Below are 18,980 nucleotides of genomic sequence, written 5' to 3'. Positions count from 1 at the left end.
ATTAGTCGCAACCAAATAAATCACGTGTGTAAACTTTATCTGCAACATCAGCTAATTCTTCAGCTTGCCTGTTCGACACTATCACATCACATTTTTGCTTAAACTCAGCTAAATCTTTAATCACTTTAGAGCGGAAAAATTCGTCTTCTTCCAAAACTGGTTCATAAATAACCACTTCAATACCTTTAGCTTTGATACGCTTCATAATCCCTTGGATTGATGATGCTCTAAAGTTGTCACTGCCCGCTTTCATAATCAAACGGTAAATACCCACCACTTTAGGCTGGCGGCTGATAATAGAATCTGCAATAAAGTCTTTACGAGTCGTATTAGCAGAAACAATTGCACCAATAATGCTGTTTGGCACGTCGCTATAGTTAGCTAATAATTGCTTAGTATCTTTAGGTAAACAGTAGCCGCCATAACCAAACGAAGGGTTATTGTAATGATTACCAATGCGAGGGTCTAAACCAACGCCTTCAATAATTTGACGAGTATCTAAATTATGACGCTCTGCGTAAGTATCTAGCTCATTAAAGTAAGAAACGCGCATAGCTAGGTAAGTATTAGAGAATAATTTAACCGCTTCTGCTTCGGTTGAATCAGTAAATAAAACATCGATATTTTCTTTAATTGCGCCTTGTACCAACAAACTAGCAAAAACTTTAGCTCTCTCGCTGCGTTCACCAACAATAACTCGTGATGGATACAAGTTATCGTATAATGCTTTACCTTCGCGTAAAAACTCAGGTGAAAACATTAAATTATCGCAACTTAATTCAGCCCTAATTTCGGCTGTGTATCCAACAGGAACCGTTGATTTAATGACCATAACAGCATTTGGGTTTACGGCCATTACATCTTTAATAACAGCTTCAACCGAGCGAGTATTAAAATAGTTAGTCTCTGGGTCATAATCTGTTGGTGTGGCAATGATAACGTATTCAGCGTCTTTGTAGGCTTCTTCTTTATCTAGCGTAGCTCTAAAGTTAAGTGTTTTATTCGCTAAGTATTCTTGGATGTACTCATCTTCAATTGGCGATTTTTTGTCATTTAATAGCGCCACTTTTTCAGGGACAATATCTATCGCAACTACTTCATTATGTTGTGCTAATAATACTGCATTAGAAATACCAACGTAGCCTGTACCCGCAACTGCTATCTTCATATTATTTTCCTAAACTTTTTTATTCCTAGGCGAGGTCAGTATTAGCTTCACCCCTACCTACCCTAACCATTGCATGTTTATATGCGAATTATTCTTTTAGCTTGTTTGAATTGTATCGATTTAACTTAAATCTTTAAACCACAAATGTCCAAATACGTGAATCTTTTATCTTTTAGCAACAAACAACACCCAAACCTTCTGCGCTGCCCACACATATAACGCGCGAGCAAGCATCGCGCCTACAAGCGTAAACCTCAACTCCAAACACGGCTTGCGCCCAAACTGAAAACAACACAGCACCGTAGGCGTGCAGCTGGCTTACATGGATGTAAGTCGTAGAGTAATGCAGGGAGCAATTACCGAAAGCGCACGCGAGAAGCAACACCCTAACCTTCTGCGCTGCCCACACATAACGCGCGAGCAAGCATCGCGCCTACAAGGTGTTACATTTAAGCACTGTTGTTTGATATTTGAATAATATAAAACCTACCAACATAAAAACCGTAGGTCGGATAAGCCTATGCGCATCCGACAAAAGCAACACAAAAAATCTCAGCGCTGCTTGCACCCAAAACGAAAACAACACCGCACCGTAGGCGTCAAGCTTGCTGGCGCGAAATGGGCAGTAGAACAACCCAATGCAATTACCGAAAGCTGGCGCGAAATACATGCAAACCCAAACCTTCAGTGACAAAATATAGCCAACCTTAATTTCAAGTTCAAAGTTGATGCGTTTCCTTCGTCAACAGCATCCTACAAACGTCAATATATAGATTGGCCTGACCTTTGCCCGAATATTGAGTCAATAAATCACAAACCTATTGATAAATTAACTAAAAATTTAAATTAGTACGCACCTGTAGGATGTGTTGAAGAATGAAACGCATCTTTCGTGGCAAGATATGGCGCAACACCAATACCCTCAGCACATCCTACACAAAACCAACATTTATTTAGCAATAAAATCTAACGCATTATTTAATAATTGCTGAGCTATATTGTTAGAGCTAGCCTCAACATAACAACGCAGCTCTGGCGCATTACCTGAAGGTCTAAAATGCACAATTTCGCCCGAATCCATGGTTAAACGTAAGCCGTCTGCTGTATCACATGCTGTTACCGCTTTAAACCCAAGCGCATCCGCTACACTCTGAGGTGTGTTAGCTAATTTAGCTAACAAAGCATTACTTTTATCCGTCGCGAACGCTTTTAACCTATCACTTACGGTAAAACGCTGAGGCAAGGCTTGCAACTGCTCATATAAACTTTGGCTTTGAGTTAACAATGAAAAAGCTGGCAATAATGCATCCCGAGTCGGCAACGCTGTTAAAGTTTTGCCATTAACTTGAATATCGCTGCCTAGTAAATATCCGCCATTCGCTTCAAACCCTGCAATAGCCTTAAACTGAGCTGCTAAATTATCGAATTCAGCAATAACATAAGGCGAACCAATTTTTGTTCGACTAACATGCTTAAATAATCCAGACTGCTCGATGGCCGTATTACAACTTACAGGAACCGCTAAAGCCTCAATACTTAACGCTTGGCTGCAAAGCAAACCTAAAATATCACCTCGTAACCAATCACCATTTTCATCTGCAATTAATGGGCGATCACCGTCGCCGTCAGTAGAAAATATAGCATCAAAGCCATATTCAACCGACCAAGCTTTGGCTTTTGCTTTATCCGCATCAGACACGGCTTCGGTATCAATCGCAACAAACTCGTTGCTGCGTTCTAAACTAGTCACCTCTGCGCCAAGTTGTTCAAATAAAGTACGGTAAATATCTCGACCAGCACTAGAATGCTCATAAATACCAATTTTTTTACCGCTTAGTGCATTTGCTGGAAACAAGCTAGTATAGCGCTCGATGTAAGCAGTTTTAGCGGCATTATCTATACTTAATTCAGGTAAGTTATTATCTAATTGAGTAAACTCGACTTGCTCAGCTAAAATACTGAGCTCGTCTTGCTTGGTTATTTCGCCATCTGGTCGGTAAAACTTAAGTCCATTGCGATCAAACGGAATATGGCTACCCGTTATCATAATAGCTGGAACACCATCTTGCATCGCTTTATATGCCAACGCGGGCGTTGGCAACACGCCATAAAATACCGTTTGTATATTTAACTGAGCTAACCCTGCAGCACAAGCCTGCGCCATAGCATAACTACTAGGGCGATTATCAATCGCCATCGCCATGGTTGAAAACGAGCTATTACTTTGCATAATTTTAGCAAAAGAAATCGCAAATGACGCGCACACATTGGGTGTAAAGTCGACCACTAAACCACGCGCACCGCTAGTGCCAAACTGTACGCCAGAACTTTTAATTTGTGCTTGAGTATTTATCACGCGTTATCCTTTCAATATCGAAGTTTTTAATTATTAATTTAATTGTTCGCTAACTGCCCACGAGTATCGTAAGCTTTAAAACATGTTAATTCAGTTGTCGTAATTGTTTCTTTCAAAATTAATCCCAAGCAAGCAAAAAAGTACAGTCCCCGTAGGCGTGCAGCTTGCGCACGCGAACTAACCAGCAACACCCAAACCTTCTGCGCAACCTACACAAAACCCACAAACAACACAGTATCGTAGGCGTCAAGCTTGCTGGCGCGAAACACACGCAACACCCAAACCTTCTGCGAAGCCTACACCAAACGCGCGAGCAAGCATCGCGCCTACAAGGTGCAACATTTAAGCACCGTTGTTTGGTATTTGAATAATATAAAACCAACCAACACAAAAATCGTAGGTCGGATAAGCCTAAGCGCCATCCGACAAAAGCAACACAAGACCTCAGCGCAGCCTACAAAGTTAAACCTATACCCTGCCGTACTTATCTTCAAAACGGACAATATCATCTTCGCCCAAATAAGAACCCGATTGAACTTCAATTAACTCCAATGGCACTTTACCTGGGTTCTCTAAAGCATGGATTACACCTACAGGAATATAAGTAGATTGATTTTCAGTTAATAAAATATCTTTATCACCATTAGTCACTTTTGCGGTACCAGACACAACAATCCAATGTTCAGCTCTGTGATGATGCATTTGAACAGAAAGCTTGGCTCCCGGTTTAACCGTGATGCGCTTAACTTGGTACCTGTCGCCATTATCTATAGAATCATACTTGCCCCAAGGGCGATAAACTTCTCGGTGAAACTCGAACTCACTACGTTTTTCAGCTTTTAATTTTGAAACGATTTGCTTAACTTCTTGCACTCTGTCTTTTGAAGCAACTAATAAAGCATCTTTAGTATCGACGATAACTAAATCTTCAACCCCAACCGTTGCGACTAAACGCTCGCCACCTTGAATTAAACAATTGTGAGTGTCGTGCGTTAAGGTATCGCCTTTAATTGCATTACCGGCTTCGTCTTTTGAATTAACATCCCATAATGCCGACCAAGAACCAACATCATTCCACTGTGCATCCAAAGGCACGACAATAGCTGAATCGGTTTTTTCCATCACAGCGTAATCAATAGAGTCATCTGGACAAGCTTCAAAAGCGGCTTTATCAACGCGCACAAAATCTAAATCGCTCGCTGTATTACCAATAGCAGCTTCACATGCGGCTAAAATAGCAGGCTGGAATTGTTTTAATTCAGCTAAATAACGGCTCGCTTTAAACATAAACATGCCGCTATTCCAATAATATTCACCCGAATCAACATACTCTCTGGCTTTATCTAGGTTTGGTTTTTCAACAAAGCTATCAACCTTAAACGCATTGTTTTGCTCGGCGCCTCGTTTAATATAACCATAACCTGTCTCAGCATGAGTAGGCACAATACCAAAAGTGACCATAGCATCTTGCTGTGCTAACATTTCAGCTTGAGCCACAGCTTGTAAAAAAGCGGGGTTATCTAAAATAACGTGATCGGCAGCGAGAACAAGCAAGATAGGGTCTTCACCACCCGCTATAGCTTGCAAGGCTGCAAGCGCTATTGCAGGTGCTGTGTTTCGGCCAACCGGCTCTAAAATAACAGGGCTTTGCAATGCATCAATTGCGCGTAATTGCTCTGCCACCATAAAGCGGCTCGCTTCGTTACAAATCACCATAGGAGATTGATGATCTATACCAGATAACCTGAGTACGGTTTCTTGCAACATTGTATTGTCGCTCGTTAATGCAAGAAATTGTTTTGGGTAAGCAGAGCGAGATAATGGCCAAAGGCGAGAGCCAGTACCACCAGCCATAATTACAGGTAAAAACATCTAAAAAGTCCTTTAATTTAATTATCCGCAAATGCTAGCATTTTTGTTGAATTAGAGTAACCCCTAAAGGTGTGACAAAGTTATGAAATATGCAGAAGACCTCAAGCGCAGCCAACACAAACCACCAAACAACATAATCCCGTAGGCGTGCAGCTTGCGCGCGCGTGAACCAAGCAACAATACGCAATATCCAGCGCAGCCAACACAAAACCACCAAACAACACAGACCCCGTAGGCGTCAAGCTTGCTGGCGCGTGAACAGGCAAGAATATAAGTCGGTGAGTAATGCAGGGATAAATTACCGAAAGCTGGCGCGAGAACATACACCAATGCTACATCAAAAAAACGCGCGGGCAAGCACCACGCCTACCGGTGAATAACCCAACACCAAAGCAAAACCCAAACCCCAGCGCAGCCAACACAAAACCACCAAACAACACAGACCCCGTAGGCGTCAAGCTTGCTGGCGCGTGAACAGGCAAGAATATAAGTCGGAGAGTAATGCAGGAGCAATTACCGAAAGCTGGCACGAGAACATAAACCAATGCTACATCAAAAAAACGCGCGGGCAAGCACCACGCCTACCAGGTGAATAACCCAAACCCCAAAGCAAAACCCAACCCCCAGCAAAGCCAACACAAAACCACAAGCCAACACGATACATGTAGGCGTCAAGCTTGCTGGCGCGTGAACCAAGCAACAATAAGCAAAACCCCAGCGCAGCCAACACAAAACCACCAAGCCAAAATAAACCGAGGCTACAACCAAACCCCAAGTGCAAAAAAGGCCGAACAAAGCCGGCCTCAAATTTTTATAAAGAGTGCAGTCCAATTACATTTGAACTATCTTTGGTGGGCGGCCGATCTTTCCACACTAAATCGCATAAATCACTACTTGGTACATAACCAGTTGGCGCCTCTTTAATTAATTTTTGTATTTTTTCAATTTCAAAATTATGACAAGCCTCATCCAAATTATCGATTAAATGGAACATATCCGTCCAACTAAGCGAAACTTCGTTGGCTGTCATAATACGTGGGTGAGTCGTTTTCTCAACGCTATCACCTATTAATAACTCTTCATAAAGCTTTTCACCTGGGCGTAAACCTGTATATTTAATTTCAATATCACCATTTGGGTTTGCTGCATCTTTAACTTCTAAGCCCATTAAATGCACCATTTTAACTGCAAGGTCAGAAATTTTTACCGGGTCGCCCATATCCAATACAAATACATCACCACCTTTCGCCATAGCACCCGCTTGAATAACCAACTGAGATGCTTCTGGAATGGTCATAAAATAACGGATAATGTCTTTATGGGTAACAGTAATTGGCCCACCTTTTTTAATTTGCTCACGAAATAATGGAACAACTGAACCAGACGAACCCAACACATTACCAAACCTAACCATACAAAATGTGGTTAAACTTTGACGTTTAGCTAAACCTTGTAAAGATAACTCAGCAATACGCTTAGTAGTACCCATAACATTAGTTGGGCGTACTGCTTTATCGGTAGAAATAAGTACAAAAGTTTCGACACCTGCATTTACCGCAGCTTCAGCGGTGTAATATGTGCCAAACACATTATTACGCACACCCTCAACAATATTATACTCAACCAAAGGAACATGCTTGTAAGCCGCAGCATGGTATACAGTTTGTACTTTAAAAGTACGCATTACCGTTTCAACTCTGTTTTGCCTTTGCACTGTACCCATAATTGGTTTAATGACAACTTCAAGCTTTTGTTTTTCAATAGTGCGGCGCAGCTCTGAGTCTATCGAATACAAAGCGAATTCAGATAGCTCGTACAACACCAACATTTTTGGCTTATATTTAATAATTTGTCGGCATAATTCCGAGCCAATAGAGCCACCTGCACCAGAAACCATTACCACCTTATCAAAAATATTTGCACTCATTAACTGTGGCTTTGGTTCAACCGGCTCACGGCCTAATAAATCTTCAATTGCGACTTCGCGCAACTCGTCTATACGCGCTTCACCACTAACTAAATCAGCAGAGCCAGGAATAGATAAAACCTCAACAGACAGGGGCTCCAAATTAGAAATTATTTTACTACGATTAGAACGACTTAAACTTGGCATGGCCAACAAAACACGACGAACGGTTCGATCTAAAAGTAGTCCTTGTAAGTCATCAAAAGCATATACTGGGCGCCCCATTACAAAGTTGCCTTGTAAGCTTTGGTCATCATCTACAAATGCAACAGGCTCGTACTCTTGTCCGTGCATTAACGAGGTAGCCAACTGCCTACCAGAAGAACCGGCCCCATAAACAACCACCTTTTCTTTACCACGCTTGCGTGATTGAATAGCTAAAGCACGAACAAAAAAGCGGCTACCGCCAACAAAAATAAGTAAAAACGCTGCATAAATAAATGGCACGGTACGCGGCACGGGGATATGAAAAAAGAAAGACGCTAATACTAACGAAAGCACAGAAACAGCCACACCAATAACAACCGAAAGAGCCGCTTGCGGGCCAATATAGCGAATAACCGCACGATACAAACCTAAACGAATAAAAGCACCAATGGTGACAGGCAATACAAGAAACAACAATAACCAAGAATCCGTTTCAGAAACTACGGTTAAACTGTCATGCCTAAGTACTAGTGCAGAAGCAAAAGCAAATATAACAAAAAAAATGTCTAAGCTGACACTAACAGCACGTTTGGCTGGGCGAGAAATTTGAAATAAAAAGTTAATGGGGCTCATTATGCGACCAAGTTTCCTTACCTAATAAATATACAGCTAAATTAATGCAGTTATTATGTCAAACTTTACAAACTCTACACAGTACTTTTGTTCAATTAGTTGAGATAGTTAACATTATGGTTTTACTCTGTCTCCACTACCTTTACCAGCAACCGTCATAAAAATATACTTAAAATAATTTCCTACATTTAGAGAATCGATCATTTCCCTGTCTGTTTTAGCAAGTAACTCAGGCGTAGACATATCAATTTCATTAACTTGAGCAAGCCCAGTTATGCCCGGGCGAACATCAAATACATTTTGAGCTTCGCGTGCTTGGGTGAGTTCCTCTTGATTAAACAACCCTGGGCGAGGGCCAACCAAACTCATTTCACCTTTCAATACATTCCATAATTGCGGCAGTTCGTCTAGCTTAGTTTTTCGCAAAAAATGACCGAACTTAGTGATAGATGCACTACTGGCTAAGTGGCTGGCAACTGAGGCAGTATCTTTAGACATGGTTCTAAATTTAACCAAAGTGAAAGGCTTTTTATTTCGCCCAACACGCTCTTGCCTGAATATAGGAGAACCGGTATCGAACAAACCAATCACAAACAAAATAACTAAGAAAGGAAAACCAACTAACAAACCGAAAAATGCAAATACAAAATCTAACAAGCGAATCATATAACTTCCAAAATAACCAAATTAATTTTTAGCCGGCTGTTTGGCCGCTAACTTAAACCCATGTTCAACAGTATAAGGCGGCTGCCACCCAAGCGTATTTTTTGTGTGCGAAATATCAACTTGAAGAGAGCCAACAAGTCTATCTATAACCGCTTGCTTGCCCAATAGCTTACCAACAAATTTAAAACACCACACGGGCACAGGTAATGCTATGTTAACCTTTCCTTGAACTTTTGCCATGAGTGCGACCATTTCTGCCGTAGATAAATCATGATCATCACTCGCTAAAAACACCTGATTAGCCGCCTTGGGATGCTCAATACAAACCTTAATTAAATCAACTAAGTTATAAACCGACACTAAACTTCTTTTATTACCATTTATAAATCTAAATGGCAGCGGAAAGCCTTTCCCAACTAACCTCATTAACGATGCAAAATTAGCTTTAACACCTTCTCCATAAACTAACGGCGGGCGAATTATTACCATTTCCATGCCTGTTTCTTTGCCAAGCTCAAGCAACTGCTGCTCTGCCTCAGCCTTAGAAATACCGTATGGGTCTTCTGGAGTTGGAGTATCGAAAGCAGTATAAGGTTTTCTATTACTAGTACTTTCACCATTAACTTTAATGGAGCTAACAAAAATAAAACGTTTCACGCCAGCTTCGGCGGCTTGTTTAGCTAAATTTATTGTTCCCTCGGTATTCACGGCTCTAAACTCTGTTAATGGGTCTGCAACCTTATCATTCATCACATGCACTCTAGCTGCGCAATGAATTACAACATTTACACATTCAAGCGCATCGGCATAATCGCTATTGGCATTTAATTCAGCTTGAAAAATATCATACTTGCCAGCAAAGCTATCTCGTCTGCTTAACAATCTAATAGAATCAACTCCTTTATCCAACTCATTCAGCAAACTGTTACCGACAAATCCAGAAGCTCCTGTTATTAGAATATTGCTCACCGTGTCCCACTTATATCAAAAATAGATTGCGCCATATTTTGCATAATATTTTCCCGTGCAAATTTTCTAATAAAACCATCTCTATTTGTTGCGATCAAATCAAGCGATTGCAAAGCCAACGCTGCCTGCTTACCATCATTTGGATAAAATACCTTGGCATTCTCCACTTGCTCATTTATAAATTGAGCTGAATACCCTTGAACACCAGCTAAAATAGGTTTTCCCATTGCAGCATATTCAAATATTTTGGATGGTAAAACTTTTTTAAACGCAGGGTAATCATTTAAATGCAAAAATAATACATCTGCATTTAAATATTCGCCTACCAACTCAGCACGCTTAACTGGCGGCAACAAGCTAATATTATCGATGCCAATACAAGCTTGCTCCAACTGTTTTTTACGACCACCATCACCAATTATTTTAAATTGATATTTATCTCCAGCATTGTTCGCAAGTGCCGGTAAAACTGAATGTAAGCCTTGCCCTTCGCCAATATTACCTGCATATAAAACGGTTATTTTTTTATGCTGTGCATCAATAGAATTTATACATTGTGCTTCACTACTTACATTAATAAACTCATTGTCAATACCATTAGTAAAATAGCTATAGGTAGGTTGTTTAAACCTAGGGGCAAAATAAGGCTTAAACCCCTCTGAAACTAGGTTAATATGTTTGGCCTTTGAAAAAGTATAATTTTCAACTAGGTGGAGTATAGGCTTAGCCAACATAGCTAATTTAGGATTCAAAACATCTTTGATTGTATCGACAAAAATATCCCGAATGTCTAGGTATAGCGGTATTTGTTTTTGTTTGGCTACAAAAGCACCTAAAAAGGCCGTAAACAAGCGGGAACTGGTTGATACAACCAAATCGTAACTTTTACCACTAACTAACTTTCGAGCAGCCTTAAAATACGCTCGAAAAGATTTAATCTGGTCGAGCATTCCACTGTTGTGGGATGGCAATTCAATTCTGTGAATCGTCACATTATCAGTTTGTTCAAACTTAGACGCCGCAGATTCGAAACTTGCATAACGATTAGGCATAGTCGTTACTATTTCAATTTCAACATTAGGCAAGTGCTTCAACTGCTCGACAAGCGCAGTTGTTCTAAACGAACCGGCGCAAAGATCAGGCTTATAATAAAATGTAAACAACAAAATTTTCAAAATATTAATCCTTTAAAATTCAATACGAGTCACTAACTTTGCAGTGCTGAACGGTATTTGAATTTTATTACTTTCAATAGATACACCAAATTCTGGATGATAAGTTGATGGCACCAATTTTATAGGCTGTTCACTGGTAAAAAGCACTCGTTTACCTGACATTAAATTCAGTTCAACAGTGTAATTATCTAAAACGTTGGCGTTTATCTTAGGGTGAAGATGTAAGTAGTAACAAGCATTGGCTTTGCAAGACAGAGAGTCTTCAATCTGACAATAAGATGGATTTGAAGTAATTGCACGAGTATGAATAACTTTTGGCTTGAACCTGGAATACCCGTTATGACGAGCAACTAACGTTACTTTATCGGCCTCTTGTTTAACAGTAAGTAATTTGGCATAAGCTCGACGAGCAACTCTAAAACCAGACCATACCTCAGATGAACTTTCACCACCTATTTCAACTGTATTATGAGCAGCTGTTTCTCGTTGCCGCAATCGCTCTGCACTTACGCCATATAATGAAGTACCCGAATTAACAAATACTCGCTCGTTACCAACAGACATTTCAAAACTAAGCGTATCAGCATGAGCATGACCAGGTAAATAGTCAGGACCAACATTCGCATGATCAAAAATTAAAGAATATTGTGCTTGATTTACCCTACTATAACCACTAGCTTTATTTACCGTTAAGCCAACTTTACATGGCTGCCAAACGATTCCCAATTTTTTCGCATACTCAAAAATATGCGCTGGTTTATGGGCTATACCTATTGCAGCGTCGTTAAAAAAGCTCACGTCACCATCTGGGTGATTCATGGTTTCTAACCAAGTGAGTGCTTTTTCAGCAATGCCTTTCCACAAAGGCAACCTTGGCTCAATATATTTATTTTTACTCGTTATACCTAAATCAATCAGCTCAAGTAAATCCCAAAGCAAAATACAGTGATACATGGGTGATAATTCAAAGTGAGCACCATCACCTAAAAACTGCTCGTTAACTTCCTTATCAAGAATTTTTAATCCAGTGACAACAAACTTATCAGCTATTTCGTCTTTTAAAAATGCGCCAACAAAAGTGAGCGCTTTGGCATTAGCAAATAGGTGATTACCTAGAATATGATATTCAAGTTGTTGCATTAACGCATCTGACTGTTGAGCAATACTTGATAAATACTTTACATCAGTATTTTCTTTTTGACTGAACCACTTAACCCAGTTAACTAATCTCAAAGATAACGGATATGGCTCCCAACCATTACCTAAGCAGGGCGGATTTTCATCAATCCACCGATTAATAAAATCATAATGAAGTTGTTCACGAGATTGATAATCAATAGCGCATAAATCATCAAAATAATGCAAATTGTATAACCAAAGCTTGGTTTGCTCAGGAGTATTCCAATCTGATTGTGACTCAATTACAGCTTCTTTGTTTAAAAATATGACTTTATTTGGACCCAATATACTAGTAGCGTTAAGCGAAGGACCCGTCCATTGCCAGTTATTGAACTGCGTTACCTCACCTGTCTCTAAACCAACGGAAGGCTTTTTAAATTTGTAATACAAGCGATAAAACACCTGCTTGAACTTAAGGTATTTCATAGTATGAAATACCTTTATAAATTGATTTAACTTAGTTTTCATTGTTTGCGCAATTGCTCAGCAACATCAATCGAAATTTTAGCTATTTCAAATATTTCCTCGGCTGATATTGGGGCCTGCTTACCTTTTTGAATAGATTCAAGGAACAAGGTGCAGCAGTTTTTTTGACCTTTATCTTGTTTCCACAAATTCATTTTTTTAAATCCCTTCCAGCCAAAACCTTTTAACTTAACAAAGTTATCAAGCTGTAATACCTTGCCATTTGCAAACACTTCTACCCGCTCTTTAGGGAAACTAGCAGCGCCATTCGCTAAATAATGAATGGTACCAAATGAGCCGTCGGCAAAGCCTAATATAATAGCCGCTTTATCTTCGGTAATTTCAACCGCATCGGTATCACCCATGCGTCGCGCCTGTACAGACACAATTTCACTTCCTGCCAAGTAACGCATTAAATCAATAAAGTGGCAAGCTTCGCCAATGATACGGCCACCGCCTACCGCATTATCTTGTGTCCAATGATTACCTGGGATACTACCAGCGTTCATAGTCATGATAAATGACTTCGGCTCTTTAATAGGTTCAAGGAGAGCTTTCATTTTTTGTATTTGTGGTGAAAAACGACGATTAAAGCCAACCATTAACTTAGGGGCGTTATCTAATTTTATTGCGTTTTCGTAAGCCGATTTCACTTCAGCTAATTCTTCATGAGTAATTGCGAGTGGCTTTTCAACAAAAACATTTTTACCAGCTTTAAGGGCTTCCTTAACAAAATAAGCATGACTATTGTGCTGTGTAACAATGGCGATAGTATTAATGCTTGGGTTTTCAATCATCGCAAGTGTATCGGTAGTGGCTTCTGAAAAACCAGCTTTTTGGCCATGAGTAACGCCATTAATACCACCGGAAGTTGATATACTGTGAAATTGAGCCCCTGCAGACTTAAAGGCTGGAATTAACATTCTCGATGCATAATTGCCAGCACCAATAAAGCCAACGACTGCATCGTTAGCTTGGTAATTAGCGACTGTATTAAGTTTTATCGTTTTTACATGGCGAGTTGCAGTTTCTGATTCAAACTGCAGTAATATCCCTAAGGCGCTTTTATCAGTGGTTAGTAAATCATAAGCATCGCTCGCATCTTCAAACTTAAAACGATGTGTGATTAATGGCTTAACATCAAGTTGCCCGCCGGCCATCATATCTAAAATGGCTTCAAAATTACGTTGTTCAGTCCAACGCACAAATGCTAGCGGATAGTCATTACCTTGCACTTCATAATTAGCATCATAGCGACCAGGGCCATATGAACAAGACACCTGAAAAATAAGTTCTTTCTCATAGAAGTCCGCTCGGCTTAACTCTAAGCCGGTCACACCCACTAAAATTATACGGCCGCGTTTACGACTCATACGCGCCGCTTGGGTAACAGGGTCATTTGACTTAGTAGATGCAGTAATAATAACCCCATCTACCCCCACACCACGACTAAACGCCATACCGACAGCGACAGGATCTTCGCCTTTTCCTGGATTGCAAATTTCTGCACCAAATTGTTTTGCCATATCAAGTTTAGATTGGTCAAAATCAATAGCAAGAACTCGACACCCTTGAGCACGCAGCATTTGTACCGTTAACAGCCCTATTAACCCAACACCAGTAACAACAAAACATTCCCCCATTGTAGGGTTTGCCAAACGAATACCTTGCAAGCCAATACTAGCAACCACGGTAAATGATGCTTCTTCATCGGTAACATTGTTGGGAATTTTCGCTGCCAAGTTTTTAGACACTCGAACTACATCAGCATGAGGGCCATTAGATACTACTCTGTCACCTACTTTAAAGTTATCAGCACCATTACCAACCCGTTCCACAACACCTACGTTGCAATAACCAAGGGGTAAAGGTTGGGCCAATTTAGATTTAACAGCATCAAGTGTTGTCATTAAACCATCGGTTTGTACTTTCTCAAGTACCATTTTTACTTTATCGGGCTGCGAGCGCGCTTTATCAATTAAATTTGCCTTACCAAAATCTACCAGCATACGTTCTGTGCCTGCTGATATTAATGTGGTTGCCGTGTTTATAATCACGTTATTTTTTTTTACTTGTGGCGCCGGAGCTTCAACTATGGCCGAGCCTCCCTTCGCCATATCTTGAAGGATTTGTTTCATTTAAAAAACTCTACAATTTGGTTAGATTGAATTTCGATTTTAGTTTCACTACTTTTGATCATTTCTGCAAACGCAATTGTGAGGTACGATGAAAAAAAGTATTCTTTGTAGTTTCTAATTTGTATTTGCTCAAAAGGTTGGTTTATAGCATTCTTATGACCTACATTCTTATGTCGAAATTTGAATTTCCTTAAATTGGAATCGCAATTAATTTTTGCTGCCCTAAAATCGTCAATTTTCAAATTCAATTTGTCGACTTGAAGGTTAATCGACTCATCAATCCCTTCAAAGGGTTCATATCGACTTGATATTGTTACACTAAACAAATCGCCAATATTAGTAGTTATTAAAAGTGTAGCATTATCGTCAGGAATACAATCATCACTGGAAACAATGACTAATTTAAAGAGTGAAATTTGTTCTATTCTTTCCCAAATCAATGATACAAATAAATCTATCCAGTGCCCCAGATTACCACAAACTCTAGTACCTTCTCCTGGGTTTCTGTACCAATGTTCTGCTGGTATATCGTGCCCCCTGACATAGCAAGATAACGTTAGTGGATTCGAACGCAATACTTCCCCATACTGCTCTTTAACAAGTTTAATTATTGGACTATGAGGTCTATTGTACCCACAGTAAAATTTACTTTCTTTAGTCTTCACTACGTTATGCAAATTTTTAAGTTGTTTAAAGTCTACTGACACAGGTTTCTCGCAATAAACAACCTTATTATTATTTAGCGCTTCAATAGAATAACTACTATGGCTCGCATGATTCGAAGCAATATATACGATATCCACATCTTTTATAAGTTTACTAAAATTAGTATAGACTTTCGCTTTATAAGCACGACCTAAAGACTCAGCATTCATTTTATCAATGTCGTATACTGCTTTTATTCTGCCATACCTAGAAGTCAGAATAAAATAGCTTATCGTAGCAAACGCAAATTGTCCGGCCCCAATGATCCCTATTTCTTTTTTAGGTGGGAATAAAACGTAAATAGGATTAATAAACAATCGTATATCTATTGGCTTGCGTAGCCGCCCCATAACTTTTATGAAAGTCCTTCGAGTACCGTAGACTATCCAAAACCTAAATACTTTTCTAAACATCTTGTTGGTTACCTTTTTTCCGTATGGATTACTTAAATATTTGGTTCACTTTTACTTCGTTATCGTCGAGGCAGTTTTTGCAATATTCAAAAGTCGTAAAAGTTTTTTCGTTAAACTCAGCTTCATTCATTCGCAAAACTGTTCGAATTGCGTTTGAGAAATATTCAACATTGTCTAACTTACCTACGAAGCTGCCACAGTTCTGCACTTTACTCCATGGTGTCTGATCTGATATTAACAACAAGTTTGAGCTCACCATGGCTTCTACAATCGAGTGCCCATAATTTTCGTTGTAAGTAGGAAGGACAAATAAATGACTATTTCCCAATTCATGCCTTACTTGAATCCTATTTATAGGTCCCAAAAACCTTACATTTATGTTTGCTGGCAAAGTTGACAACTTCGCTTGGCATTCCTTCCAGTAGTCGGCATCATCAATCGTTCCAGCGATAGTAAACGTTATTTTCCCTTCATTAACCTCCTTTAAAGCTGATATCAAAAATTCCAAATTTTTCTTGGGAGATATTCTGGAAAGAAAAATTAGCTCCAGCTCCCCCTTAACTTTACTTTTCCTTGTATAATTCGGAATTGCGGCATGCATATTTGGCGCAATTTTATACTTTTCAATATTTATAAAGCGCTTAGATTCAACAAACTCTTCAGTCGAAGTGAAATGAAACTTTATTTTCTTTTCCAGTCGCATTAACCTGAATAAAAACACATAACATAACTTTTTTAGTCTTTTAAAACTCATAGCACCTTCAGTCAATTCGCCACGAGGAGCCAAAATTATGTTTTCGCATTTAATTAAATTTAACCAAACGAGTAGGTGAATCAGAATAGAGAATTTGGTGTCAAAGAAACTGTTAATGTATAAAATATCAAAGTCACTTTTTTTAAATACTTCTTTAAAAAGCTTTAAAAAGGAATATTCAGGGGCGCAATAAAATACTGGAATATTGTTATATTTATTATTCCAACTATTCACATTAATACCATCGAAGCTATTGGTATCCCCCATATCTCTATCAGATGTTACAACCTTAAAGTCTAATTCCCCCCCTAAAGAATCAACTAAATTTTTTAAACTCCTTACAGGCCCACCATACTTATATGCTGGATAAAACGCAGCAGTAACAACTAAACACTTTTTCACGTCAATAACCCCAAAAATAATTTCCTCTTAATTTAATCGTAAAAGCGGAAGTTGAGGAAATTAAAACCTCCTACTAAAAGTAGCCACCTCATTTTCTTCGTCGGAAACTTAATCTAAATAGACTAGATAAACCTTACTCTGACCACAAAACACATATGAAAGGTCTAAAAACAATAAGACCCATATTAATTTGGACTAGGATTTATAATCTTACGTTTAAACAAACAGCCAACATACAACAAGAATACTGGGCTTGTCATATTCAGCCACGCACCATAGCCGATTGTATAAAACAACAACGCGTTTAACACTATGAATGCAAAAAAGTTTCGTTCTTGCATAGCATTTTTAAACAAGGCAATAAACGAAAATACTAGAAAAATGACTGCAATGCCGTCTCGAAATAACAAGTGCGTTAAATAGGAATCCGTTGTTTGCCCCATGAACCCGCCATTTGAGGTCCAATTTGGAGAAGCATATATCGAAGAACCCAAACCAAGAATGCTAATCGCACCTTTATCAAGTACCATACTTATTTGCTCAACTATAATGATGAGCCTAGATGAAAGGTTAGTTGCGTCACCTCCTGCTTCAGCATTCCTTAAGACAACACTATTAAAAATTTCATTCTTTATGCCCAAAAAAGGGATTAAATCCGCACTTACTTGTAAAATAAATAATAAACCTGCACCTAACATTGGTATCATTATGAACTTCATGTTGTATACCAAGCCTTTCTTACTAAATAATTCTGCGACAATAAAACAATAAATAAAAATGAAATAGCTAGTGCGACTGCCACTAAGCATCAAAAAATAAAGACTTATCAAATAGAAAAAATATCTTGATTTACCTTTATTTAAAAAATAATTAGCAAAGAAAACTATAACAGAAAATGCGGCAGAATACGGTGGAGTGACGTAGTTCCAAATAGACACCCTCCACCACATCCCTTGATGCAAATTTAATATCGTTTGCCCGGGTAAATATCCAAACTCTGAAACATTAGGGACATACGTAATAACTACAGCAAATATCGCAAAGCAATAGAGAAAGTTAATAAATTTCAGACTGACTGTTAATCGAAAATGTATAACAAGAATCAAAGGAATGACCCAACGGAACACCTCTGCGAAGTGTTTTATATCTGCATTTAGAAAAGCAACAACACTACAAAAGAATAGATAACAAATTAGAAACTTATTTGGTGCGCTAGCGTTTATTCTCATCCTAAACAAAATTAATGCTGAGCTTATCGCAATAAAGGCCAATAACGGTATCGTTATTAATAACCAACGAACACCTGAGCCACTATATGGATTGTCTCCTCCGCCACCATAATTGACGAACATCCAGAGAATACTCAAATAGAAAACATAAGTCTTAAAAGAGTAATTGGCCAATTTAAATGACGTTAATTTATTATCTATCACGAAATCAAAACTTAGAATGTAAGAAATTTATTTTCAGACTTTAGCTCGAAATAGTGATTTTCATCTCGATACTTAAAAACTTTTGCAGGGTTCCCACCTGCTATCGCTAATTTTGGTATGTCTGTAACAACTACGCTACCAGCTTGTATAATTGCGCCTTCTCCAATCACAACATTACCAATTATTGTAACTCTGTCCCCAATCCATACTGCATCCTCAACGATAATATTTTTTAATTCATGGGTGTCGTCGTAGGGTAAAATTGTCGCCGTTTTAAAATTGTGGTTACTGGTAATTACGAGTAATTCCTGGCCAGTGTGCACATAATCACCGAACGAAACACAACCTTCCCCTCTCACTACAAGACCATTTGTACTAAAATAATTACCAAGCTCAGTGTTTTTATTTACTGTGGACGAATTACCAACATATATCTTACTACCGCATTTTTTCGCTAACCACTTTACTTTAAACCTCCAGATAAACTGCAGAGCCCTTATATACTTTACTCGTATAAATCGAATTAATCTTATCATTTT

General features: G+C 38.9%; 14 protein-coding genes. 1 reads left to right on the top strand and 13 read right to left on the bottom strand.

Annotation, left to right across the window (positions count from 1 at the left end; genetic code table 11):
- Position 1 precedes the first annotated feature (1 nt).
- Positions 2-1,168 (bottom strand): nucleotide sugar dehydrogenase, encoded by a 1,167-nt coding sequence (locus XM47_RS12905; RefSeq protein ID WP_048693226.1) that lies wholly within the window; start codon positions 1,166-1,168, stop codon positions 2-4.
- A 520-nt stretch (positions 1,169-1,688) separates the two neighbouring features.
- Here XM47_RS12905 and XM47_RS19135 point away from each other — a divergent pair.
- A complete protein-coding gene (locus tag XM47_RS19135; protein ID WP_154665753.1) occupies positions 1,689-1,859 on the top strand; it encodes a hypothetical protein in 171 nt (56 codons plus the stop codon).
- Positions 1,860-2,117: 258 nt separating this feature from the next.
- Here the strand turns inward: XM47_RS19135 and XM47_RS12900 are convergent, their stop codons facing one another.
- From XM47_RS12900 to XM47_RS12840, 12 genes are all read right to left on the bottom strand, one after another.
- Positions 2,118-3,524 carry a phosphomannomutase gene (locus XM47_RS12900; protein ID WP_048693223.1) on the bottom strand — a complete coding sequence of 469 codons (1,407 nt, stop codon included), beginning with the start codon at positions 3,522-3,524 and terminating at the stop codon, positions 2,118-2,120.
- Positions 3,525-3,992: 468 nt separating this feature from the next.
- Positions 3,993-5,396 (bottom strand): mannose-1-phosphate guanylyltransferase/mannose-6-phosphate isomerase, encoded by a 1,404-nt coding sequence (locus XM47_RS12895; RefSeq protein ID WP_048693221.1) that lies wholly within the window; start codon positions 5,394-5,396, stop codon positions 3,993-3,995.
- A gap of 811 nt (positions 5,397-6,207) precedes the next feature.
- Positions 6,208-8,142 (bottom strand): nucleoside-diphosphate sugar epimerase/dehydratase, encoded by a 1,935-nt coding sequence (locus XM47_RS12885; protein WP_048693216.1) that lies wholly within the window; start codon positions 8,140-8,142, stop codon positions 6,208-6,210.
- A gap of 114 nt (positions 8,143-8,256) precedes the next feature.
- Positions 8,257-8,808, bottom strand: coding sequence for a sugar transferase (locus XM47_RS12880; protein ID WP_048693214.1), 552 nt, complete (start codon positions 8,806-8,808; stop codon positions 8,257-8,259).
- Between the two features lie 21 nt (positions 8,809-8,829).
- Positions 8,830-9,777, bottom strand: coding sequence for a UDP-glucose 4-epimerase family protein (locus XM47_RS12875; RefSeq protein WP_048693212.1), 948 nt, complete (start codon positions 9,775-9,777; stop codon positions 8,830-8,832).
- Complete coding sequence (locus XM47_RS12870; RefSeq protein WP_048693208.1) at positions 9,774-10,952, bottom strand: glycosyltransferase family 4 protein; 1,179 nt, start codon at positions 10,950-10,952, stop codon at positions 9,774-9,776. The genes XM47_RS12875 and XM47_RS12870 overlap by 4 nt, the downstream gene beginning before the upstream one ends.
- 12 nt (positions 10,953-10,964) lie before the next feature.
- A complete protein-coding gene (locus XM47_RS12865) occupies positions 10,965-12,557 on the bottom strand; it encodes a heparinase II/III family protein (protein ID WP_245623471.1) in 1,593 nt (530 codons plus the stop codon).
- Positions 12,558-12,595: 38 nt separating this feature from the next.
- A complete protein-coding gene (locus tag XM47_RS12860) occupies positions 12,596-14,734 on the bottom strand; it encodes a bi-domain-containing oxidoreductase (RefSeq protein ID WP_048693202.1) in 2,139 nt (712 codons plus the stop codon).
- On the bottom strand, positions 14,731-15,756 hold the full coding sequence (locus XM47_RS12855; RefSeq protein ID WP_172656534.1) for a Gfo/Idh/MocA family protein: 1,026 nt from the start codon (positions 15,754-15,756) through the stop codon (positions 14,731-14,733). Before XM47_RS12855 ends, XM47_RS12860 begins: the two co-directional genes overlap by 4 nt.
- 124 nt (positions 15,757-15,880) lie before the next feature.
- A complete protein-coding gene (locus XM47_RS12850) occupies positions 15,881-17,008 on the bottom strand; it encodes a glycosyltransferase (protein WP_048693200.1) in 1,128 nt (375 codons plus the stop codon).
- Between the two features lie 185 nt (positions 17,009-17,193).
- Positions 17,194-18,441, bottom strand: coding sequence for a hypothetical protein (locus tag XM47_RS12845; protein ID WP_048693197.1), 1,248 nt, complete (start codon positions 18,439-18,441; stop codon positions 17,194-17,196).
- Between the two features lie 11 nt (positions 18,442-18,452).
- Entirely contained in the window at positions 18,453-18,977 is a 525-nt protein-coding gene (locus XM47_RS12840; RefSeq protein ID WP_053084565.1) for an acyltransferase, read from the bottom strand.
- Positions 18,978-18,980 lie beyond the last annotated feature (3 nt).

Origin of the sequence: Catenovulum maritimum (assembly GCF_001050375.1) — a bacterium.
Classification (GTDB): Bacteria; Pseudomonadota; Gammaproteobacteria; order Enterobacterales; family Alteromonadaceae; genus Catenovulum; species Catenovulum maritimum.
The sequence above is the reverse complement of the archived record's forward strand: the minus strand, read 5'-3'. Positions and strand labels throughout refer to the sequence as shown.

Excerpts from the sequence above, each read along its gene's own strand:
- XM47_RS12905 (WP_048693226.1), bottom strand. The coding sequence starts at position 1,168 with ATGAAGATAGCAGTTGCGGGTACAGGCTACGTTGGTATTTCTAATGCA.
- XM47_RS19135 (WP_154665753.1), top strand. The coding sequence starts at position 1,689 with ATGCGCATCCGACAAAAGCAACACAAAAAATCTCAGCGCTGCTTGCAC.
- XM47_RS12895 (WP_048693221.1), bottom strand. The coding sequence starts at position 5,396 with ATGTTTTTACCTGTAATTATGGCTGGTGGTACTGGCTCTCGCCTTTGG.
- XM47_RS12885 (WP_048693216.1), bottom strand. The coding sequence starts at position 8,142 with ATGAGCCCCATTAACTTTTTATTTCAAATTTCTCGCCCAGCCAAACGT.
- XM47_RS12880 (WP_048693214.1), bottom strand. The coding sequence starts at position 8,808 with ATGATTCGCTTGTTAGATTTTGTATTTGCATTTTTCGGTTTGTTAGTT.
- XM47_RS12865 (WP_245623471.1), bottom strand. The coding sequence starts at position 12,557 with ATGAAATACCTTAAGTTCAAGCAGGTGTTTTATCGCTTGTATTACAAA.
- XM47_RS12860 (WP_048693202.1), bottom strand. The coding sequence starts at position 14,734 with ATGAAACAAATCCTTCAAGATATGGCGAAGGGAGGCTCGGCCATAGTT.
- XM47_RS12840 (WP_053084565.1), bottom strand. The coding sequence starts at position 18,977 with ATGATAAGATTAATTCGATTTATACGAGTAAAGTATATAAGGGCTCTG.